21 protein-coding genes are annotated in these 20,158 nt (G+C 59.6%); 13 read left to right on the top strand and 8 right to left on the bottom strand.

Annotated elements, in window-relative coordinates; genetic code table 11:
* Nucleotides 1-12 precede the first annotated feature (12 nt).
* Complete coding sequence (locus IFT99_RS07510; protein WP_037010913.1) at nucleotides 13-279, bottom strand: PepSY domain-containing protein; 267 nt, start codon at nucleotides 277-279, stop codon at nucleotides 13-15.
* Nucleotides 280-433: 154 nt separating this feature from the next.
* On the bottom strand, nucleotides 434-622 hold the full coding sequence (locus IFT99_RS07505) for a hypothetical protein (protein ID WP_065991502.1): 189 nt from the start codon (nucleotides 620-622) through the stop codon (nucleotides 434-436).
* A 256-nt stretch (nucleotides 623-878) separates the two neighbouring features.
* Between IFT99_RS07505 and IFT99_RS07500 the strand changes: the two genes are divergently transcribed.
* A complete protein-coding gene (locus tag IFT99_RS07500; protein WP_192131260.1) occupies nucleotides 879-2,714 on the top strand; it encodes a monovalent cation:proton antiporter-2 (CPA2) family protein in 1,836 nt (611 codons plus the stop codon).
* 36 nt (nucleotides 2,715-2,750) lie between these two features.
* Here the strand turns inward: IFT99_RS07500 and IFT99_RS07495 are convergent, their stop codons facing one another.
* Both IFT99_RS07495 and moaB read right to left on the bottom strand, forming a co-directional pair.
* Nucleotides 2,751-3,965 carry a molybdopterin molybdotransferase MoeA gene (locus tag IFT99_RS07495; RefSeq protein WP_192131258.1) on the bottom strand — a complete coding sequence of 405 codons (1,215 nt, stop codon included), beginning with the start codon at nucleotides 3,963-3,965 and terminating at the stop codon, nucleotides 2,751-2,753.
* 6 nt (nucleotides 3,966-3,971) lie between these two features.
* Nucleotides 3,972-4,511: a molybdenum cofactor biosynthesis protein B gene (gene moaB / locus IFT99_RS07490; protein WP_065991499.1), complete on the bottom strand. Its 540-nt coding sequence runs from the start codon at nucleotides 4,509-4,511 to the stop codon at nucleotides 3,972-3,974.
* Between the two features lie 78 nt (nucleotides 4,512-4,589).
* On the opposite strand from moaB, the gene mobA reads away from it, so the two are divergent.
* Both mobA and IFT99_RS07480 read left to right on the top strand, forming a co-directional pair.
* Nucleotides 4,590-5,183, top strand: a complete 594-nt coding sequence (mobA, locus tag IFT99_RS07485; RefSeq protein WP_192131256.1) for a molybdenum cofactor guanylyltransferase MobA — start codon at nucleotides 4,590-4,592, stop codon at nucleotides 5,181-5,183.
* 84 nt (nucleotides 5,184-5,267) lie between these two features.
* On the top strand, nucleotides 5,268-5,492 hold the full coding sequence (locus IFT99_RS07480; RefSeq protein ID WP_065991497.1) for a YgdI/YgdR family lipoprotein: 225 nt from the start codon (nucleotides 5,268-5,270) through the stop codon (nucleotides 5,490-5,492).
* A 114-nt stretch (nucleotides 5,493-5,606) separates the two neighbouring features.
* Here the strand turns inward: IFT99_RS07480 and IFT99_RS07475 are convergent, their stop codons facing one another.
* Nucleotides 5,607-6,497 carry an RluA family pseudouridine synthase gene (locus IFT99_RS07475; protein ID WP_192131254.1) on the bottom strand — a complete coding sequence of 297 codons (891 nt, stop codon included), beginning with the start codon at nucleotides 6,495-6,497 and terminating at the stop codon, nucleotides 5,607-5,609.
* A 419-nt stretch (nucleotides 6,498-6,916) separates the two neighbouring features.
* On the opposite strand from IFT99_RS07475, the gene IFT99_RS07470 reads away from it, so the two are divergent.
* Nucleotides 6,917-7,183 carry a hypothetical protein gene (locus tag IFT99_RS07470; protein WP_065991494.1) on the top strand — a complete coding sequence of 89 codons (267 nt, stop codon included), beginning with the start codon at nucleotides 6,917-6,919 and terminating at the stop codon, nucleotides 7,181-7,183.
* Between the two features lie 59 nt (nucleotides 7,184-7,242).
* Here IFT99_RS07470 and IFT99_RS07465 read toward each other — a convergent pair whose 3' ends face one another.
* Complete coding sequence (locus IFT99_RS07465) at nucleotides 7,243-7,482, bottom strand: glutaredoxin family protein (RefSeq protein ID WP_192131252.1); 240 nt, start codon at nucleotides 7,480-7,482, stop codon at nucleotides 7,243-7,245.
* Between the two features lie 262 nt (nucleotides 7,483-7,744).
* Here IFT99_RS07465 and IFT99_RS07460 point away from each other — a divergent pair, with 262 nt between their 5' ends.
* From IFT99_RS07460 to IFT99_RS07420, 9 genes are all read left to right on the top strand, one after another.
* Nucleotides 7,745-8,059, top strand: a complete 315-nt coding sequence (locus tag IFT99_RS07460; protein ID WP_065991492.1) for a DUF883 family protein — start codon at nucleotides 7,745-7,747, stop codon at nucleotides 8,057-8,059.
* 5 nt (nucleotides 8,060-8,064) lie between these two features.
* On the top strand, nucleotides 8,065-8,451 hold the full coding sequence (locus IFT99_RS07455) for a phage holin family protein (protein ID WP_065991491.1): 387 nt from the start codon (nucleotides 8,065-8,067) through the stop codon (nucleotides 8,449-8,451).
* Nucleotides 8,448-8,789: a hypothetical protein gene (locus IFT99_RS07450; protein WP_065991490.1), complete on the top strand. Its 342-nt coding sequence runs from the start codon at nucleotides 8,448-8,450 to the stop codon at nucleotides 8,787-8,789. Before IFT99_RS07455 ends, IFT99_RS07450 begins: the two co-directional genes overlap by 4 nt.
* A 142-nt stretch (nucleotides 8,790-8,931) precedes the next feature.
* Nucleotides 8,932-10,095 carry an EAL domain-containing protein gene (locus IFT99_RS07445; RefSeq protein WP_192131250.1) on the top strand — a complete coding sequence of 388 codons (1,164 nt, stop codon included), beginning with the start codon at nucleotides 8,932-8,934 and terminating at the stop codon, nucleotides 10,093-10,095.
* 95 nt (nucleotides 10,096-10,190) lie between these two features.
* Nucleotides 10,191-11,522, top strand: coding sequence for a deoxyguanosinetriphosphate triphosphohydrolase (locus tag IFT99_RS07440; RefSeq protein WP_192131248.1), 1,332 nt, complete (start codon nucleotides 10,191-10,193; stop codon nucleotides 11,520-11,522).
* 298 nt (nucleotides 11,523-11,820) lie between these two features.
* Nucleotides 11,821-12,210 carry a response regulator gene (locus IFT99_RS07435; RefSeq protein WP_065991487.1) on the top strand — a complete coding sequence of 130 codons (390 nt, stop codon included), beginning with the start codon at nucleotides 11,821-11,823 and terminating at the stop codon, nucleotides 12,208-12,210.
* A gap of 363 nt (nucleotides 12,211-12,573) precedes the next feature.
* The gene (locus IFT99_RS07430) at nucleotides 12,574-13,200 is read left to right on the top strand and encodes a response regulator transcription factor (RefSeq protein ID WP_065991486.1); all 627 of its coding nucleotides are present in this window, start codon (nucleotides 12,574-12,576) and stop codon (nucleotides 13,198-13,200) included.
* Between the two features lie 8 nt (nucleotides 13,201-13,208).
* A complete protein-coding gene (locus IFT99_RS07425; RefSeq protein WP_192131246.1) occupies nucleotides 13,209-16,604 on the top strand; it encodes a transporter substrate-binding domain-containing protein in 3,396 nt (1,131 codons plus the stop codon).
* Nucleotides 16,605-17,556: 952 nt separating this feature from the next.
* Nucleotides 17,557-17,967 (top strand): hypothetical protein, encoded by a 411-nt coding sequence (locus tag IFT99_RS07420; RefSeq protein WP_192131244.1) that lies wholly within the window; start codon nucleotides 17,557-17,559, stop codon nucleotides 17,965-17,967.
* Nucleotides 17,968-18,236: 269 nt separating this feature from the next.
* On the opposite strand, the gene IFT99_RS07415 is transcribed toward IFT99_RS07420, so the two are convergent.
* Nucleotides 18,237-19,634, bottom strand: coding sequence for a DUF2971 domain-containing protein (locus tag IFT99_RS07415; protein ID WP_192131243.1), 1,398 nt, complete (start codon nucleotides 19,632-19,634; stop codon nucleotides 18,237-18,239).
* Nucleotides 19,635-19,965: 331 nt separating this feature from the next.
* Nucleotides 19,966-20,157: a hypothetical protein gene (locus IFT99_RS07410; RefSeq protein ID WP_192131241.1), complete on the bottom strand. Its 192-nt coding sequence runs from the start codon at nucleotides 20,155-20,157 to the stop codon at nucleotides 19,966-19,968.
* Nucleotide 20,158: the final 1 nt, after the last annotated feature.

The following is a 20,158-nucleotide window of genomic DNA, read 5'->3' as shown; positions in this document are numbered from 1 at the left end:
GCGCAGAGTCGATCAGTCTTTCTGATCGCGCAGGACATTACCGGAGGTGCCGTCGATGCGGAATTCGTACGTCAGGCTGTCAGCTTTGCGGCCTTCGCCTTCCCAGTAGCCATTGTCGTCGGCTTCGATCTTGTAGATCTCGGTGTAACCCGCCGACTTGGCTTTTTCGATCGCTTTTTCGATGGTGATCCAGCCAGCGCCCGGCTTGTCCGCCAGGGCGAACTGTGCGGTGGTCAGGGCAGCGGTGGCAAGAACGGCAGCGGTAAGTTTCTTGATCATGATTGAACTCCATTTCCCTTTGCGGGCTTTTTGAATGCGATTTTTTGGAGTTCCTGACCCGAAAAATAGTTCATCCGGGGTTTTGTAACCGCTTGATGCTGCCGAATAAATGCCGCCACGAAGGCCGCGTCAGCGAGGCACCGATCAGATCCGATCAGCGCTTGACCTTGCGCCGCAGCACGCCGTTGAGCACCACCACGACGACGGCGACAAAGATCGCGATGTATTGAAAGGTCTTTTCGCTGAGCACGCCGGTGTTCTGCAGATGGGAAAGGCCAAGCATGATGGCCAGAACGCTGAGGGCGATGATGATTGAGTAAATCAGACGCTGTTTGTTGGTCATTGCGGGATTCCTGAAAACCGGTCGAGATGTGGGCGCAGTACACATGTGCGGACATGGTACCTGCTCGCATCGATGCTGACACGCCCGCATCAGGGCAGCGTCGAGGCTGCGACGAAGCGTCTCGGCCGCTGATGCCCGTCACTTTCACGTGGTTTAATGCGCGCACTTTCAGTCGCTTAAGCGTTTAAGGGCGGTAGGACGGGTCTGCCAACGACGCAGAATTCTTCCTCCGCACTCATTCAACAAGGAGTTCCCAATGCCCCATGAAGGCAGCCTGTTGCAGGCCGCAGTCGTGTTCCTGCTCGCCGCCGTTCTCACGGTTCCTCTGGCCAAACGCCTGCAACTGGGCGCCGTGATTGGCTACCTGATCGCGGGCGTGATCATCGGCCCGTCTTGCCTCGGTCTAATCGGCGATCCGCAAAGCGTCGCCCACATCTCCGAGCTTGGCGTGGTGCTGCTGTTGTTCATCATCGGCCTGGAGTTGTCGCCGCGGCGCCTGTGGACCATGCGCAAATCGGTATTCGGTGTCGGCATGGCACAGGTGCTGCTCACGGGGGTGGTCATTGGCGCGGTCGCCTTGCTGGGCTTCAATCAGCCGCTCAACAGCGCCGTGGTGCTCGGCCTGGGGCTGGCGCTGTCGTCGACCGCCTTTGGCTTGCAGAGCCTGGCCGAACGCAAGGAGCTCAATGCGCCCCACGGTCGCCTGGCCTTCGCCATTCTGCTGTTCCAGGACATCGCGGCCATCCCGCTGATTGCGCTGGTACCGATGCTGGCGGGCGGTTCACACGATGCCGGTTCCGGCGATTCCCTGCGTCACGGCCTGCAAGTGCTCGGCGGTATCGCCATTGTCGTGGTCGGCGGTCGTTACCTGTTGCGTCCGGTGTTCCGCATCGTCGCCAAAACCAAACTGCAGGAAGTCTCCACCGCGACCGCGTTGCTGGTGGTGATCGGCACGGCGTGGCTGATGGATCTGGTGGGCGTGTCCATGGCGCTGGGGGCGTTTCTTGCTGGCCTGCTGCTGGCTGATTCCGAATACCGCCATGAGCTGGAAGCGCAGATCGAGCCGTTCAAGGGTCTGTTGCTGGGGCTGTTCTTCATCAGCGTCGGCATGGGCGCCAACATCGGCCTGCTGATCAATTCGCCGTTCACCGTGCTGGGCCTGACGCTGCTGCTGATCGGCCTGAAATTGCCGCTGCTGTTTTTCGTCGGTCGTCTGGCGGGCGGCCTGGGCAAGCAAAGCGCGCTGCGCCTCGGGCTGGTCCTGGCCGTGGGCGGTGAGTTCGCTTTCGTGGTGTTCAAGATCGGCCGCGATCAGGGCCTGTTCGATGCCGCGCTGTACGACACGCTGGTGCTGACGATCACCCTGTCGATGGCGCTGACGCCGCTGTTGCTGCTGGTCATGTCGCGCTGGCTCAAGCCCAGGCCGGTAGTCAGGGAAGTACCGGCCGAGTACAAGGAAATCGAATCCGACAACCCGCGTGTGGTCATTGCCGGCATGGGCCGGATGGGGCAGATCGTTGCGCGTATCCTGCGCGCCCAGAATATCCCGTTCATCGCGCTGGACACGTCGGTGGAAACCATCGAGTTCACCCGCAGTTTCGGTAATGTACCGGTGTTCTACGGCGACCCCCTGCGCCCGGAAATCCTCCGCGCCGCGAAGGTGGATCAGGCCGAATACTTCGTCATCGCCACCGACGACCCGGACACCAACATCAAGACCGCCGAGCTGGTGCGCAGGCTGTACCCGCACATGAAGATCATTGCCCGGGCCCGTAACCGTCAGCACGTTCACCGCCTGCTGGATCTGGACGCCGAGGCGGTGCGGGAGACGTTCTATTCAAGCCTGGAGATGACCCGCCGCACCCTGATCGGGCTGGGCCTGAGTGAAGCCCAGGCGGCGGCGCGGATTGATCGATTCAAGCGTCACGACGAACAAGTGCTGAATCGCCAGCACCTGATTTACGACGATGCCGCGAAGGTCATGCAAAGCGCGCTTGAGGCGCGGACCGAACTGTCCGAGCTGTTTGAATCCGACCGGATGGACGAGGAAGCGAGTGACGCGCAGCCTGCGTTGAAGGCTAAAAAACAGTAGCTCCACGGGTGAGCCTTCTGAAGAAGGCTCACCTCTTCAGCCCATGACTTCGCTCAGCGGAATGAAGTTGAGCAAGTCACCCTCCGCCACCGTTGTGCCTTCCACAATCTCGATCAGCCCGTCGGCCCAGGCGGCGCTGCGCAGCACACCCGAACTCTGATTGCGGTAGGCAACCAGCCGGCCCTGTTCAAGGCGTCCGCGCAGGTACTCGCGCCGGTTGCCCGGTTTGGTCCAGGTGAATGCAGCCGGCACCTGAAACTGCAGCGGCTTGACGGCCTGCACGCCCAAGCGTCTGAGCAGGTAAGGACGGGCAAGCAGCGCGAAAGTCACCAGCGTCGAGGCGGGATTGCCCGGAAGGCCGATCACCGGCACCCCACGGAAGTGGCCGAAGGTCAGCGGCTTGCCGGGTTTGATGGCCAGTTTCCACAGGGCGATCTCGCCTTCTTCACGCAGCGCGTGGCCAAGGAAATCGGCTTCGCCGACGGACACGCCGCCCGTGGAGAGGATCAGGTCGACGTTGTTCAGGCTGCCCAGCGCCGCGCGGGTTTTCTCGAGGTTGTCGGGAAGGATGCCCGCGTCGACCACCTCGCAGCCCAGCCGCTTCAGCCAGCTGCACAGCAGCACGCGATTGCTGTTGTAGATCTGCCCTGGTCCCAAAGGCTGCCCCGGCTCGATCAACTCATCGCCTGTGGACAGCACAGCGACCCGGGCGCGGCGCATGACCTGCACGTGACCGAAACCCATGCTCGCAGCCAGGCCCAGTTCAATCGGGTTCATGACGGTGCCGGCATCCAGCACCATGTCGCCGACCGTGGTCTCCTGCCCTTTGGGGCGAATGTTTTGACCGGCGCTCAAGGGTTCGAGAAAGCGCACCGTCTCATCCGCCTGGACTTCGGCGTTCTCCTGCATCTCGACGCAATCAGCCCCTTCAGGAACCGGAGCGCCGGTGAAGATCCGCGCACAGGTCCCGGGTTGCAGTGGCTCGGGCGCGTGCCCGGCGAAGATCCGCTGGCTCACCGGCAACGGCTCGCCGGTCCAGTCCGCGACGCGCATCGCGTAACCGTCCATGGCGCTGTTGGGCCAGGGCGGCAAATCCAGCGTCGAGACCAGATCCTCGGCCAGCACGCGTCCCAAGGCATCGGCCAGCGCCACGCTTTCACGCTCGGTGATCGGCGCGGCGGCGGCGAGGTCCATCAATCGCTGCATGGCCTCTTCGACCGGCATCAGGCGACTCTTTTCAGGTGTGCTCATAAAGGCTCACCCGCGGGTCGCACAGGGTTCGGCCTTTTTCAGATGCGGCACGAAATTGCACGGGCGGAAGCTGTTGTTCAACTGGTCGGCGAGGATGCCGTCCCAGCCCGTGCGCACAGCATTGGTCGAGCCCGGCAGGCAGCAGACCAGCGTGCCGTTGGCCAGCCCGGCAAGGGCGCGGGACTGGATGGTCGAAGTGCCGATGTCGGGCAGGGAAATCTGGCGGAACAGCTCGCCAAAACCGTCCACTTGCTTGTCCAGCAGGCAGGCCACGGCTTCCGGGGTGCTGTCGCGGCCGGTGAACCCGGTGCCGCCGGTGATCAGCACGACTTGCACTTCATCATCGGCGATCCAGGTCGCCACCTGGGCGCGGATCTTGTAAAGGTCATCCTTGAGCAGCACGCGCTCGATCAGGCCGTGACCGGCGGTGGTCAGGCGATCGACGAACATCTGGCCGGAGGTATCGGTTTCAAAAGTACGGGTGTCACTGACCGTCAGAACAGCAATGTTCAGGGGTACGAAAGGCGAGTCTGCCTTGGCTTTCATGGCGAGGTCCGGTTGTAGAGGAAACAGGGCGGTGTTATATCACAGCACCTGTTTTTTTCCGCGCCAACCGAGCTGAACATGACCCCTTCCGATGCCCTCCCGCCCTGCTCTATCCTGCTGCTCGCCGGCGGCCAGGGTCGCCGCATGGGCGGACGAGACAAAGGCCTGATCGCCTGGCGCGACAAGCCTTTTATCGAACATTTGCACGATCTGGTGCGCCCCCTCACGGACGATGTGATCGTGTCGTGCAACCGCAACCGCGAGCACTACGCGCGCTACGCCGACCAACTGGTGGAGGACGAGCAACAGGACTTTCCCGGCCCTTACGCAGGCATTCGCGGCGGCCTTGCCGTGGCAAAACATGACTACCTGCTGGTCATCCCCTGTGACATGCCGCTGCTGGATCGCGCGCTTCTCGAGGGCCTGCGCCAGACCGCAGCCGATAACCCCGGCGTGCCGGTGATGGTCCGCCAGGGCGAGCAGTGGGAGCCGCTGTTATGCTGCATCCCCTCCCAACACGCGAACGTGTTCGAGCAGCATTGGCGACAGGGCCAGCGCAGCCCACGCCGGACCCTGGCAGAGTTGCACGCCGTTGCCTTGCAGTGCGAAGCCGACGACCCGCGTCTGGCCAACCTCAACACGCCGGATCTATTGACCGAGATCACGCACTGAGCGCAGCGGGCAGGTTTCATGGAACTTTGCCGTTACACTCTGCGTCAGACACATCACTAAACAAAATACCCCGGAGACACAGCAATGAAACAACGGACTCTTCCTGCCGCCTTCCTGCTTGCACTGAGCCTCGCCTCCCTGGCCGGTTGCTCTTCGCCAACCGTGATCACGCTGAACGACGGCCGTGAAATCCAGGCAACCGACGAGCCGAAGTACGACGAAGATTCGGGCTTCTATGAGTTCAAGCAGCTGGACGGTAAAGAAACCCGCATCAACAAGGATCAGGTTCGTACCGTTAAGGAACTGTGATCCCGGCTTGATCGCGAGGGGTTAATAGCCCGCCGCTGAAAGCAAAAGACCCGCCAATCGAGCGGGTCTTTTTTTGTCTGGCGGATAGGGGTGGGACGGCGAAAAACCCGTGCCTCACCAGTCCAGGGTGATCCGGCTTTCGAACACCCGCTCCTGCCCGGTCACCGGGTCAACAAAGCGCAAGCCCTGGGCGAGCAGCTTCAGCGGGTGGGCGTAGTCGTCCACGGCATCCTTGAGCACGTCGGGATAGAACGGGTCGTTGCAGATGCCGGCACCCAGGGCCGCCATGTGCACGCGCAGTTGATGTTTTTTGCCGGTCACCGGATACAGCGCGTACCGCCAGAGCCCGCCATTTTTCTCGCTGACTTCCACGCGCGTCTCGGTATTGCTCGGCCCGTCGCCCTCTTCCATGCGAAAGAACGGTTCGCCATCGACCAGACGGCTTTTGTGCACGCGAGGAAATGCCATGTCCGGGAGCGCAGGGGCAATCGCTTCGTAGCGCTTTTCAATCTGCCGGGTTGGAAACAGCGCCTGATACGCCGAGCGCGTCTGCCTGTTGGCCGAGAACAGCACCAACCCCGCCGTGTGCCGGTCAATGCGATGCAAAGGCACCAGATCAGGATTGTCGAGGGTACGGATCAATCGCCGCAGCAGGGTCTGCTCGACGTACTCGCCGGCGGGGGTGACGGGCAGGAAATGTGGCTTGTCGGCGACCACCAGATGCTCGTCGGCGTACAGGATCGACTCGTGCACCGGGATCGGCGTCTCATTGGGCACTTCGCGAAAGTAATGGATGCGCAGGCCTTCGCGGTACGCAAGGTCCACGGCGATCGGCCGGCCGTCAGCGTCCAGCACCTTGCCCCGCGCGATCCGGTCGAGCCACTGCTCGCGGCTGATGGCACTGAAGCGCTCGCACAGGCAGTCGAGCACCGTCAACCAGGGTCCGGGCGGCAGATACAACGTGCTGGCTTGACGGTGGGCGGCGGTGAACACAGGTGCGGACATAAATGACTCAGGCTGAAATAACGAGGGCGACAGGGTCGGCATTATCAATGCCGGCGACGCTTTACGCGACAGGGCAAATGACGGTTTCGCGGGAGGGCTCTATTCCGAGCCCCACAGCGGCGCGCGACGTTATGTCGCACGGAAAACCGGCGCCAGTTGTCTGACAACCACAGTGCAGTGCTGGATGCGCAAATTGATTTGTCCTAAAATGTTTCGTAATCGGCACGCAGGCGCGAATCCGAGCGGACACGAACACCCCCGTGACTGAAATCGAAAACGCCTGCCAGACCTGAACCCATAAAAAGAAAGCCCGTCATCGACGGGCTTTTTTCGTTTTCAGCGTTTGTATCGCGCGTCGGGCGCCACTCCACGACGTGCTGCCACCACAGATTCTTTTCGCAACTTTTGAGGTTACGCCCATGCTGGTTCAATTCTTCCAATGGATCAAACGTCTCTCCACCGGTACCTCATCGCAGAACGATGATAACTACTCCCAGTCCTTTTCCAACGAAGACCACGACGTGGGTCGCTGGACGTTCATGTCGGTGTTCATCGTGCTCACCCTGAGCCTTTACATCGTCGCCGGCCTTGGCTACTACGCCAAAGTCCACGTCTGGGACGGCATGACCGACGAGCAGAAAGCCGCTGTCGCTCAAGCCATGGTGGTCGACACGCAATACCTCTGATACGCGACATTTCTGAAGCCAGCGATAACGCGCGGTCCTGTGCCCTGATCGCGTGGGCGTCAGTCGCTCAGAAACAGCACGACCTGATCGGTGTCGAACGGCCAGTCCAGTTCGGCACCGGTGTCCGCCCGCCTCAGCACGGGAATTCGCAGGCCGTAGGTTTCGTGGTCCGCCTCGCTGTCGGCAATGTCGACCAGCTCCACCATCAAGCCGTGCTCAACCAGCGGCATCAGTTCCGCTTCGGCCACCTCGCACAGATGACACCCCAACGTTCCAAACAGCTGACATTCCGATGGCATGGCTCGGCCCCTCTGTGGCTGCGATTGCAAGGGTTTGGATGAACCAGTCTAGAACTCCCCTGAAACACCGTCGAGCCTGCCCATGCGCCCAGACCTCCCTCCACGCGCCTGCCCACACTGGCGCGCAACCCTCGGCGGGCGCACCGGAACGGCGCAGAAAACGCCTTGGCCGAAACGGCAGTGCTGTTCACGCGATTGGAATGAACCTTCAGGAATGCGCCATACTCGAAACCCCATATCGTCATCCCCTAAGGAGAAAACCATGGCTCGACCTACAGCAGAAAAAGCCCAGGACATATTGATGTCTGACTTCCAGACGCTGGTTGCCGATACGGAAAAACTGCTGGCGCACACGGCCTCCCTGGCCGGTGAACAGGCTGACGAACTGCGTGAGCAGATTCGCGAAAGCCTGCTCCGTGCACGCGAGACCCTCAAGCTGACCGAAGAAACCCTGCGCGCACGCGGCAAGGAAGCGGTCATCGTCACTGAGGACTATGTTCAGAACAATCCATGGCAATCGGTAGGCATCGCAGCTGGCGTCGGCTTTCTGCTGGGCCTGCTGGCCACCCGGCGCTAACGGCCATGACGCAGCCGACAGGTCCAACCGGGACCGATCAATCCTCTTCGCCACGACGGCTGGGTGCGGCCTTTCTAGGGCTGCTGCACACCCATGTCGAGCTCTTCGGCATCGAGCTTCAGGAACAGAAAGCCCGTACGGTCAGGCTGTTGCTGTTCGCAGGTCTGGCGCTGGTTTTCGCGTTGCTGCTGCTCATCGGCCTGTCCGCGCTGTTGCTGGTTCTCGTCTGGGACAGCTATCGCCTTTACGGGATCGTCGGCCTGTGCGGGCTATACACCCTGGCAGCATTGTTCTGCGCCATGCGGCTGAAGGCGGCTGTGTTCGATGAGTCTTCACCCTTCCATTCGACCCTGGAAGAACTGGCCAACGACCGCGAGCGACTGATGCCATGAGTGCACCTCAATTGCCCCAGACCCATAACCGTCGCGAGCTGCGCAAGGCGCTGATCCGCCTGCGCATGGAAATGCACCGTCAAGAGATCCGTCAGGAATCCTCGCGATTGATGCACCCTTTGCAACGCATGCGCGGCATGGCCTCCGACCTCCCCGGCTCCCTCGGCATCAAGCATGGGCCGCTGTGGGGCGTCGGTGCCGTCACTCTGCTCGGGTTCCTCACCGGCAAGGGCACGCGCAGCAAAAAGACCGGCAGTGTCACCCGCCTGATCAAGTTCAGCGCAACCGTGTTGCCATTGATCAAGATGGCCCTGCAGAACTCGTCCCGCCGTCGCTAAAAGCCTTCTGGCTGCATTCTTGCTAAGCAACCCCGCCTTGCCCGATACGCGTATCGGGTGAGGTGACGGTGCTTGTCAGACGAGAACACTCAGCCAATCCGTCGCCAACACCACTCCGATCAACCGCCACTAAGGAGGCCCCGTGTTCGATGGGCAACCGCTCGCCTGTTTCCAGCCGTTCATCGACACCGCGACCGGGCGCATCGCCGGCGTAGAAGCCCTGGGCCGTCTGCGTCAGGCAGACGGCAGCCTGCAATCGGTCGGCCCGCTGTTCACGGACCCACGGCGCCCGGCGGTGCAATTGCGTCGGCTGGACCGTCAGGTTCGCGACAATGCCCTGAGCCGATTTCACGACGCGCCGAGCGACTGGTTCCTGAGCCTGAACATCTCCCCGCGCTGGATCAGCCGCCTGCGCGCCGACGAATCGCCGCCCAGCCTGAAGCAGCTGCAGACCTACGGCATTCCCGCGGAACGGATCGTTTTCGAAATCACCGAATTGAGCGGCGATGGCCAGCGCCTGAACGAGGTGGTCGCCCGCTACCGCGACGCCGGCGCGCGCATTGCCATCGATGATTTCGGCGCCGGCTATTCGCAGCTGGACCGGGTACTGGCGTTGCAGCCCGACATCCTCAAGCTCGACATGCGCCTGTTTCAGGCCGCAGCGCGGGGCGGCCCGAGCAGCGATGTGGTCAAGGCCCTCGCGCAGATGGCGGAGAAAACCGGGTGCTGGATCATCGCCGAAGGGGTCGAGACCGAAGCCGAGCTGGACTTCGCCCTCGAATGCGGCTCGCGCTACGTCCAGGGCTATCTGTTCGCCCCGGCGCAGCTGGATTTCTTTGACGCCGATGCTTTTGTCGACCGCTTCGCGGCCCTGCGTGATCGTTACGTGATGAAGAAAGTCGGTGAGCGCGAACGGCTGATGACCCTGCGCCGGCAACTCACGCAGTTGATGTCCCGCCTGCAGAGCTGGGCCGAGGGCAACGCGCCGCTGAGTGATTTGCCCCAGGTCACTGACTTTCCGTGGCTGCTGCGCTTTTACCAGTGCGACCGCCATGGCACGCAGCTCACGCCGAATCTGGAATGGCGCAACGGCGCGTGGACCGCCGACGCCCGGTATCTGGGCCATAACTGGTCGTGGCGACCCTATTTCTATCACCTGCTCGCCGAGGGCTGGCACGAGCGGCGCCTGACACTGTCGAGCACCTACCGGGACGCCACCAGCAATCAGTATTGCCTGACGGCCGGACAATTCTTCGACAACGGCGAGCGGCTGTTGCTTATCGATGTCGACGCAGCAGGGTTTTGATGACGCTTCTTGACGCCGCATCGGCGATCTTGTGCTTGCAGCGTGCGGGGCGAAACGGGAAGCTAGCGCGGTAATCACCCGACGGAGTACCGGCCTTGGATTGGCAAACCCTGCTCACCCGCGAGCGCCTTGGCAAAACCCTGCACAGCCCTGAGGAACTGGGCCGCAGTCCGTTCCACAAGGATCACGACCGCATCATTTTCTCCGGCGCCTTTCGCCGTCTTGGCCGCAAGACCCAGGTTCACCCGGTCACCAGCAACGACCACATTCACACGCGCCTGACCCATTCGCTGGAGGTCAGCTGCGTCGGCCGCTCGCTGGGCATGCGCGTCGGCGAAACCCTGCGCAGCGCCCTGCCCGACTGGTGTGACCCCAGCGATCTGGGCATGGTCGTGCAATCGGCCTGTCTGGCCCACGACATCGGTAACCCGCCGTTCGGCCACTCCGGTGAAGACGCCATTCGCAACTGGTTCAAACAGGCCGCCGGCCGCGGCTGGCTCGACGCGATGAGCGAAGTCGAGCGCAATGACTTTCTCAATTTCGAAGGTAACGCCCAAGGCTTCCGCGTGTTGACTCAGCTGGAGTACCACCAGTTCGAGGGCGGCACGCGGCTGACCTACGCGACCCTCGGCACCTACCTGAAATACCCGTGGACGGCGCGTCACGCCGACTCGCTGGGCTACAAGAAACACAAATTCGGCTGCTACCAGAGCGAGCTGCCGATCCTCGAGCAAATCGCCGGCAAGCTCGGTCTGCCGCAGATCGAGGATCAACGCTGGGCCCGGCATCCGCTGGTGTACCTGATGGAGGCCGCCGACGACATCTGCTACGCGCTGATCGATCTCGAAGACGGCCTGGAAATGGAGTTGCTCACCTACGACGAAGTGGAGTCGCTGTTGCTGGGCCTGGTGGGCGATGACCTGCCGGAAACCTACCGCCAGTTGGGCCCCAATGACTCCCGTCGTCGCAAGCTGGCGATTCTGCGCGGCAAGGCCATCGAGCATCTGACCAACGCCGCCGCCCGCGCGTTCGTCGAACAGCAGGACGCACTGCTGGCCGGCACGCTGCAGGGTGATCTGGTCGAACACATGCACGGGCCGGCCAAGCGCTGCGTGCTCAACGCCAAGGACATGGCGCGCAAGAAGATCTTCCAGGACAAGCGCAAGACGCTGCACGAAATCGGCGCCTACACCACGCTAGAGATCCTGCTGAACGCCTTCTGCGGCGCGGCGCTGGAACAGTTCGGCGGGCATGAGCCGTCGTTCAAGAGCCGGCGCATTCTCGATCTGCTGGGCAATAACGCGCCCGACCCGAGCTGGCCGTTGCACACGTCCTTTCTCAGGGTCATCGACTTCATTGCCGGCATGACCGACAGCTACGCCAGCGAAATGGCCCGTGAGATGACCGGCCACTCCAACCCCGCCTAGGGCTGCCCGCCAGCCGTGGCGCCCTTCCGAGGACGCTTGCCAAAGCCCGAATACGTACCGGTATTCGGGCTTTTCTCGTTGGGGCTTCAGGCAATCCAACAGCAACTTCGGACATTTCCTACGCAACCGTCGGAATGCCCTTATCGCTGGTCATACATCGCTGCCGAATAATCCGCGCCATTCCGAGCCTTGGGACAACCCGACCCATTACCTCCCGAAGACACCGCCCGCCCTGCGAGCGCGCCGCCGGCCCGCCTTCAAACGGCGGTGCTCATTTCCCCTACGTCTGGAACCGCCGATGTTCACGAAAGATTTCCGAATCCTGTTGGTTGAGGATCATCCGTTTCAGTTGATTGCCTTGCAGATTCTGCTGAACAACCACGGCCTGTACCGTGTCACGCCAGCGCTCAATGCCAGCGAAGCACTCGGCGCCATGGAGCGCAGCGCCGAGCCCTATGACCTGCTGCTCTGTGACCAGCGTCTGCCAGGCATGTGTGGCCTGGAGCTGATTCAGACGGCGAACCAGCGCGGGTTGGTCCAGCGCGCCGTGCTGCTCAGCGGCCTGGACGCGGATCCGCTGGCGAACCTTGAGTCCGAGGCCAGGGCGCTGGGCCTGCCACTGCTGGGGTGCCTGAGTAAGCCGCTTAACACCCTCGAGCTGATCAGCCTGCTGTCCGCACCCGCTTAAGGTTGCCTGCATGGCAGCCTTTTTTGGATATATCGGGCAAGAATACAGACCGCTGCCCAGCGCCTATTGCCAAAGCGCCGTTGATATCGTTGAACCGACATGTTTAAGCAGGTAGGCAAAGTTTCCGGATTATGTAGGGTTATTCCGATTCGCAATAAACGCGCGCACTTAAATGCATATCGATTGATGGTAAATGCTGTTACGTATTAAACATTCATGACCGCTGCGTGTATCCACGTACGCACATACGCTTATTTCTGTAGGAACATTCCTATATAGCGCTTCGGGCATGATCTCTTCGTGTGCGCCTCTGAACATCTGGGATAAGGTGCGCGCTTTCTTGCCACCCGTTATGGATTGATCATGAACTCTATTTTTATTATCGACGACCACCCGGTCATACGAATGGCCATACGTATGCTTCTGGAAAACGAGAATTACGAGGTGGTCGGAGAGACCGACAACGGTGTCGACGCCATGCAGATGGTCCGTGAATGCATGCCCGATCTCATCATCCTGGACATCAGCATCCCCAAGCTGGACGGGCTCGAAGTCCTCGCCCGCTTCAACGCCATGAACCTGCCCTCGAAAATTCTCGTACTCACTGCTCAGGCGCCGAGCCTGTTCGCCATCCGGTGCATGCAGTCGGGCGCTTCGGGATATGTCTGCAAGCAGGAAGACCTCAGCGAACTTGTCAGTTCGGTCAAAGCGGTATTATCCGGCTACAATTACTTTCCCAGTCAGGCCCTTGCCGCATCAATCAAAAAAGAGGGTGACCCCAACGAGCTTGAGCGCTTCAAACTCGTCAATGACCGTGAACTGATGGTGTTGCAACTGTTTGCCCAAGGGCGGACAAACAAGGAAATCGCCAAAGGCATGTTCCTCAGCAACAAAACGGTCAGCACTTACAAAACCCGATTGATGCAAAAACTCAAGGCCAAGACTCTGGTAGAACTTATCGAGATGGCAAAACGTAATTCGCTAGTGTGAGAGACAGGATGCCAAAGGCGTTAAAGGACTATTGGATAGCAGCCGTGATTGTCTGCCTGAGCTTCGATAGCCAGGCAGAACCCCTGGCGCCGGAACGCTACACGCTGCTGAGCCGCTCCAACCCTGCGCACATGGACGTGACGCTGGAGCGCGCCCAGTGGCAATGGGTGCGCAACAAGCGCGAGCTCGTGGTCGGCACCTCCGCGCCGGACTATCCGCCTTTCGACATGACCCTGACCGGGCACGACTACGAAGGCTTTACCGCCGACTACATCGGCATTCTCGGACGCGTGCTCGACCTGCCGGTCAAGGTCCTGCGTTTCGCCAGCCGCGACGAGGCGGTTCAGGCGCTGAGCAAGGGCGAAATCGATCTGCTGGGCAGCGCCAATGGCTACGAAGCGGCGTCGCGCGGGATCGTACTGTCTACGCCCTACGCCGTGGATCAGCCCGTCCTGGTGACCCGCGCCGGCGAGGCCCGGCCCCTGAGCGGCGACCTCAACGGTTTGCGCCTGAGCATGGTTTATCACTACCTGCCGCCCGACGAAATCGCCGCGCTGTATCCCAAGGCGCGCCTGCAGACCTTCCCCTCCTTCCAGAGCGCGATCAACGCCGTGGCCTTCAATCAGGCCGACGTGTTTCTGGGCGACACCATCTCCACCCATTACGTGATCAACAAGGGCTATCTGAACAACGTGCAGATGGCCAATTTCGGCAAGCACGAGGCAAACGGTTTCAGCTTCGCCGTGCAGGCTTCAAACCCGATACTGCTGGACATCGTCAATCGGATCATCAAAGGCATTCCGGTGGAAGAGCGCATCGCCATTTCCAAACGCTGGGGCGCCGGTAGCGATCTGATGCTCACCGACCAGAAGCTGCAGCTCAATCAACGGGAAGAACGCTGGATCGCTCAGCATCCGACCGTTCGCGTAGTGTTCAACGAGGCTTACGCGCCGCTGACGTTTTTTGATGCAGCCGGCAATTTCAGCGGCGTCACCGCCGACCTGCTCGAACTCATACGCCTGCGCACCGGGCTCACCTTCAAGGTCAGCCATGCCGCCAGCATGAACGACATGACCAACCAGTTGAGCCAGGGCCAGGCCGACCTGATTGGCGCGATGATTCCCAGCGAAGAGCGCCAGAACCGCTTCAATTTCAGCCGGCCGTACATGGATAACGTGTTCGTGCTGGTCACCCGCAAGGAAACCTCGGCGCCCTCCAATCTCGATCAACTGGACGGCAAGCGGGTGGCGCTGGCCCTCAGCAGCCCGATCCTGCCTTTCCTGCGCGACCAGCACCCGGGCATTTATCCGGTGGAGGTCGACAACCCGGCGCAAGCCCTGGACCTGCTGGCCCACGGCCGTACCGAGGGCGCCATCACGTCGCTGTTCAGCGCCAGTTATTTCCTCTCCTCCCGGGCGTTGAACGACACGTTGCAGATGCGCGTGACCGTCGGGCAGGAACCGGCGCGCATTGCCATGGCCACGTCACGCAATGCGACCGAACTGACCTCGATTCTCGACAAGGCGCTGTCGAGCATCGCCCCGGAAGACCTGGCCGCGATCAACAATCGGTGGCGCACCTATACGCCGCCGAGCAGCGGCGCGTGGCACGACTATGAGCTGTTGATCTATCAGATCATCGGCGGCGCCAGCCTGTTGCTGCTCGGCTCGCTGGCCTGGAACGCGTGGATGCGCCGGCAGATAAAACAGCGCGAACGCGCCGAGCGGGCGCTCAACGATCAGTTCGAATTCATGAGCGCGCTGCTCAACGGCACGCCTCATCCCATCTATGTCCGCGACCGCGACGGCCTGCTGAAAATGTGCAACGAAAGCTACCTCGCCGCCTTTGCCGAGCGGCGCGAGGACGTGATCGGCAAAAGCATTCTGGACGGCGTACTGAGCAACACCGAAGAGGCCCAGGGTTACGTCGAGGATTACAAGCGCGTCATGGCCGACAACGAGCCCTTGATTCTCGACCGCTCGCTGCACATCGGCGGCCGCGAGCTGACGATCTACCACTGGATCCTGCCGTTCCGCGATTCCCTCGGCAAAGTGCAAGGCATCATCGGCGGCTGGATCGACATCAGCGAACGGCGGCAACTGATCGAGCAACTGCAGACGGCCAAGGACCTGGCGGACGATGCCAACCGCGCCAAAAGCACCTTCCTGGCAACCATGAGCCATGAGATCCGCACGCCCATGAACGCCGTCATCGGCATGCTCGAGCTGGCCCTGAAGCGTGCCGACCACGGCCATCTCGACCGCCCGGCCATCGAAGTGGCCTACAGCTCGGCGAAGGATTTGCTCGAACTGATCGGCGATATCCTCGACATCGCGCGCATCGAGTCGGGGCGACTGAGCCTGAGCCCCGAGCGCGCCAACCTGCGCCAGCTGGTCGAATCCGTGGTGCGGGTGTTCGACGGCCTGGCCCGGCAGAAAAGCCTCACCCTGGCCCTGGATCTGGACGCGCGGACCAACACCGATGTGCTGATCGACCCGCTGCGCTTCAAGCAGATCCTCTCCAATCTCATCAGCAACGCCATCAAGTTCACCGAAATGGGTCAGGTCAAGATCACCCTGCAGACCGAAGCCGGCCGCAGCCCCCAGCAAATGCGCGTGCAAGTGGTGATTCACGACAGCGGCATCGGCATCACCGAGCAGGACCAGCAGCGGCTGTTTGCGCCCTTCTCTCAGGTCGATCAATCCGGGCAACTGGCGCGCACCGGCGCCGGCCTGGGTCTGGTGATCTGTCGCAGCCTGTGCGAAATGATGGGCGGGGAGCTGACGCTGAGCAGCCGCCCCGGGGATGGCACGCGCATCGAAATGACCTTCGAGTTCACCACCCTGGAGCCGCTGGAGGCGAAAAGCATCGCCCGTGAAGCGGTCACCCATGCCTCGGGACAGCTGCATATTCTGATCGTCGACGACCACCCGGCGAACCGTCTGTTGCTGTTCGAGCAACTGTGCTTCCTCGGGCACCGCTGCGACATGGCGCTTCAGGGTGCCGAAGCGCTGGAACGCTGGCGTGCAGAGCGTTTCGATCTGGTGATCGCCGACTGGGACGCACCGAAAGAATCCTTTAATATCTTTGTAATCAAAGCTTTACCCATAAAAACGCGCTCCAAAAACACCCTCCTTTTCGGCTCTTACAAACTCAATAAACATTGGTCCGAACGGTTGCGTTTTGGGGAAAGATTTGACCCATATTGGACTGTTCCTCAGCCACGCCCACGATGCAGCGGCAGGCTGAGAAGGAGTCGCGCACGCCATCACACAAGGGCTGCGTCGGATTTCAAGACCGTTATGGAAAAACAAGCGGGGCGCCCCTTTGGAGGCGATTGGCGTTCCCATACTTTTTTAAAACCACTGGGCTACAGACCGCATTCCACGCGGGGCGCCCGTTGAGTTTCGGAACTGATTTCGCCAACTCGCAGGCGGCACATCGCCCCTCAAGGTTTACCCTTTCGCAGTTACGCTTCGCGGCGAGCCGACGACTTCCGAATGACCTTTGTCCACGCTCGGCCCCTAGCACCCCATGCTGGGGACTATGGACCTGCAAGCCTTTGATTTTCTTGGATAATTGAGTCTTAACAGCTTCGCAAAACACGAGCTTTTTTGTGATTTTGCAAACGAAAATACGCCGCCTCCAGGGGAGGTTTTGCGCATCGTAATTACACATCGACACCCCTACTGCGATCAACCTGACCCACCACAAATTCCAGCGATCAAATGTTCGGGGCCATGCTCTGCTGGGTCAATTCGGGGTCGTCGCGGCAGGCTTCAACAGGTTCGCTCGAATTAGATGAAGGCGTGCCTGATCGAACTTGCCGGAGCGCTCCAACTCAGCCGCGATCCCAAGATGCCAGTCCACCATTGCCTGAATCCTCGCTATTTGGCTCCGACTGCGTCCATTTACTTGGGGCATCCTGCCCTCCTTTATAATGTGTGATCTTGTTGTCTAGAGCATAGCCGGCGGCCTGCTGAAGCCTGGATTGGACTTTAGTCTTACGCGGAAAACTTCTCACACATGGCGCTACAGCAGCTAGAAAACGGGTGACCGCCACAAGCACCGACGCGGTTTTCAAGACCGTTACGGAAAATCAAGCGGGCCGCCCCCTTGGATGTGATTGTCGTTCCCATACTTTTTCAAAACCACCGGGCTACAGACCGCATTCCACGCGGGGCACGCGTTGAGTTTCGGAACTGATTTTGCCCATACCCAGGCGCCATCCCGGCGTATGTCTTGCACACAACTCTATGAACATTAGTCCAATCGGTTTGCGTTTCGAGGGGAGAATCCCTGCGCGCAAACTCCCGGTGGCCAGTGGTCAAAAACACGAGCGATAGGAGACAGATCATGGATCACTTCGGAATCGGCCAAGCCATGAAAGGCATGGCCCGCTGCTACTTTCAAGCATCGCGCGGCACGGGGCGCACCGCCTCGCTTCTGGAAAGCCTGAAAGACGGTGACCGCGTTTGCTGTGCGAGCGGTAAAGAAGCCGACCGGCTGACACGGCTGTTGCGTGAGCGCAATGTCGACGCCCAGGCGATCGCGGTCGACCCTAATACGCCCGAAAGGATATTCGAGCGCGGCACGCCAAAAGGCCGAACGATTTTTGACGAAAGCTGGATCGAGCAATATTACCTGCGCGCTTTGGAGGCGGCCGCGAAAGACATTGACCACTTCCAGCGCGAGGCATCAGGCGACGGCTCAGCTCATATTGAGACTCGAGCAGCCGCCCGCGAAGTAGGCAAATGGTGTCTCTGAAGGGCATTCCAACCAACACACCACTAATGCAGCAGTAGGGTGAAAACCGAAGCGCACGCCATGAGGAACAAGGCGTGCGCTTTTTTTCTGTCTAAAAAGAAAGTCTCAGATAACCGAGCTTAGGGCCAATAGATTCAAGGTAGCCCTAGGTAGTATTAGACACTTCAGCAACACCCTACATCGGACCCCGCTATCCGTCACAATACGCATCATCGCAGCACCATTTCGCACCAGGCGGCGAAAGCCAGTGGTATATCAAGGGTGCCTGCCTAGATCTCAACCGCAACTTTGTGGTGACTGATCTTCTTTTCGGACGGATTGTATCTGGCTTGATAGATGTCAAACCCACTTCGACCATGCCGCTTACACAACTCTCTTAGAATTTCGATTATCCTTATTTTTTGGGCGTCTGGGGTTTTTATGCCGAATATTATCCCAGTCAGACTATCGAATTCATAGCTGCACTTCCGCGCATTCGAACTCGTCAAGTCAAGAACCGACGGGAGGAGAATTGCACGATATTCACGTTCAAAGCTCCAGTCTTTTAGCTTTGTAGTGTTTGTATCGATCACGCTCTGCCAGTAATCCCGACGCCATTCGTCGCTACCTAAATGCACAGCACACTGACTTCTATTGCCTTTGCCATCCGTATACCAGAATTTATTCAGCGTCGGAACAGGCAAGCTCCCCAAGGAGTTGAAGAAATCTATTTTTGCAAACTGTCTTTCGTAGTCCACCTTGTGCAATTCAAGGGGCACGATATCTCTTATCATGCCACCGCTACCTTCCCCCACAGGAACTCTAACCTTTAAAGTGGGCTTACCGTTCTCAGATAGCGGAGCATCATAAACTAAGCATATGCCGGTGTGATTTGCTCCGTAGGAACCCCAAACTGAGGAGTTGGTGCAATCGTCCATGAAGCATGCGGTATACCACTTGGGGTGGGTTAAATCCTCAAGAGACTTGCAGAAAGCTTCTGGAAACTCAGCCATCAAGAAAAACCAGTTTTCATGTAGTTTGTCTGAGGCATGCTCTAGCTTTGCAGCCAACATATGTCCGTCGGCTTTTTCGTATATTGCCTCATCGAATTCGTACATTGGATCTGCGAGATAGCCTTTTGCTGTTTCCTCACATGTTTGGAGATCTTTTGAAAGACTGTCAACAATATCTCTGGTCGAAAATGGCAGCAGCCCCCTTGATTCCATCTCTGAAAAAGTAGTGTGCAGAGCAATTCGATGAAGCACCTTGAAATGGAATATCAATGCCTGAAGACGAACCTCGCGGAAGTCAGCGAGAGTATTTAGATATCCTAGCACCTCCTTATAACTCAGACCCTTAATCTGAACCGCTTCTATCAAATTAGATACGCCTGGAGGTAGAGCATCGCAATGGTTACGGATAAGCACCTTGCAATCACCAGGCTGATCGCTGCCGATGGATATTAAGTGCACAAAACAATGCTGCACCAGACACGTTATGTAGTGTTTAAAAAGGTTCTGCCAAACGATTGAATCTCCAGCCCAGAAAATATCTTTGTAACCTTCCAGTGGATCGTTCAGCTGCGATGGCGCCGAAAAGAAAATCTCCAGCTTTTCAAGCTCACCTGGATGGTCGCCTGTTCCTACTAGACGCTCTAAGCTTCGAAAACGGTAGACCAAATTCTTCACACGCTTCACTCCCTTGGGTGGAGAAGATTTAGACGCAGTGTAGCCAGAACGCCACAGAGCCGCATCGAGTCCAGCGTGAGCAGAAGTTCATTCCTGGTACCGGCTGCAGGCCTATAATTCGGGCAACCGGAGTGGATTGCGACATAATTCCGAATGCGTTGATCCCAGTAGACTAGGGCAGTGATTCCGGGGGTTTGCTTACCCGGATCAACCCTCCTTTACCCGCTCCAACGCAACAGGCGGTACAAAAAGTGGGACGAGAGCCATAATCCCGCTGTTGCGTCACAGCGGGAGCTACACCCCTCCCTGGCGTTCTGCCAACGATTGCTAATCACTCCTCCAAAACATGGCCGTACGCGGCGTCGGCGTACAACAACATCTCCCGCAACTCCTCCTCATTGATGAGGCCTATCCGGTGTAATGCTTCGGCGTGGACTGACCAGTGGTCACGGGCGATCTGTAGCCGCGCCGCGATATCGACCAAGTCGTGCCGAACTTCACTTCCGCGTGCCTGAAGGCTCATG

The sequence above is a fragment of the Pseudomonas sp. CFBP 8772 genome (genome assembly GCF_014841665.1).
GTDB lineage: Bacteria > Pseudomonadota > Gammaproteobacteria > Pseudomonadales > Pseudomonadaceae > Aquipseudomonas > Aquipseudomonas graminis_B.
The sequence above is the reverse complement of the archived record's forward strand: the minus strand, read 5'-3'. Positions and strand labels throughout refer to the sequence as shown.

What these genes read in the sequence shown, in the direction of transcription:
- IFT99_RS07435 (WP_065991487.1), top strand. Translation starts at nt 11,821, where the DNA reads ATGTTCACGAAAGATTTCCGAATCCTGTTGGTTGAGGATCATCCGTTT.
- IFT99_RS07465 (WP_192131252.1), bottom strand. Translation starts at nt 7,482, where the DNA reads ATGCCATCGGAATGTCAGCTGTTTGGAACGTTGGGGTGTCATCTGTGC.
- IFT99_RS07510 (WP_037010913.1), bottom strand. Translation starts at nt 279, where the DNA reads ATGATCAAGAAACTTACCGCTGCCGTTCTTGCCACCGCTGCCCTGACC.
- IFT99_RS07430 (WP_065991486.1), top strand. Translation starts at nt 12,574, where the DNA reads ATGAACTCTATTTTTATTATCGACGACCACCCGGTCATACGAATGGCC.
- IFT99_RS07470 (WP_065991494.1), top strand. Translation starts at nt 6,917, where the DNA reads ATGCTGGTTCAATTCTTCCAATGGATCAAACGTCTCTCCACCGGTACC.
- IFT99_RS07455 (WP_065991491.1), top strand. Translation starts at nt 8,065, where the DNA reads ATGACGCAGCCGACAGGTCCAACCGGGACCGATCAATCCTCTTCGCCA.
- moaB (WP_065991499.1), bottom strand. Translation starts at nt 4,511, where the DNA reads ATGAAAGCCAAGGCAGACTCGCCTTTCGTACCCCTGAACATTGCTGTT.
- IFT99_RS07475 (WP_192131254.1), bottom strand. Translation starts at nt 6,497, where the DNA reads ATGTCCGCACCTGTGTTCACCGCCGCCCACCGTCAAGCCAGCACGTTG.
- IFT99_RS07460 (WP_065991492.1), top strand. Translation starts at nt 7,745, where the DNA reads ATGGCTCGACCTACAGCAGAAAAAGCCCAGGACATATTGATGTCTGAC.
- IFT99_RS07450 (WP_065991490.1), top strand. Translation starts at nt 8,448, where the DNA reads ATGAGTGCACCTCAATTGCCCCAGACCCATAACCGTCGCGAGCTGCGC.
- IFT99_RS07410 (WP_192131241.1), bottom strand. Translation starts at nt 20,157, where the DNA reads ATGAGCCTTCAGGCACGCGGAAGTGAAGTTCGGCACGACTTGGTCGAT.
- mobA (WP_192131256.1), top strand. Translation starts at nt 4,590, where the DNA reads ATGACCCCTTCCGATGCCCTCCCGCCCTGCTCTATCCTGCTGCTCGCC.
- IFT99_RS07480 (WP_065991497.1), top strand. Translation starts at nt 5,268, where the DNA reads ATGAAACAACGGACTCTTCCTGCCGCCTTCCTGCTTGCACTGAGCCTC.
- IFT99_RS07420 (WP_192131244.1), top strand. Translation starts at nt 17,557, where the DNA reads ATGGATCACTTCGGAATCGGCCAAGCCATGAAAGGCATGGCCCGCTGC.
- IFT99_RS07500 (WP_192131260.1), top strand. Translation starts at nt 879, where the DNA reads ATGCCCCATGAAGGCAGCCTGTTGCAGGCCGCAGTCGTGTTCCTGCTC.
- IFT99_RS07505 (WP_065991502.1), bottom strand. Translation starts at nt 622, where the DNA reads ATGACCAACAAACAGCGTCTGATTTACTCAATCATCATCGCCCTCAGC.
- IFT99_RS07495 (WP_192131258.1), bottom strand. Translation starts at nt 3,965, where the DNA reads ATGAGCACACCTGAAAAGAGTCGCCTGATGCCGGTCGAAGAGGCCATG.
- IFT99_RS07425 (WP_192131246.1), top strand. Translation starts at nt 13,209, where the DNA reads ATGCCAAAGGCGTTAAAGGACTATTGGATAGCAGCCGTGATTGTCTGC.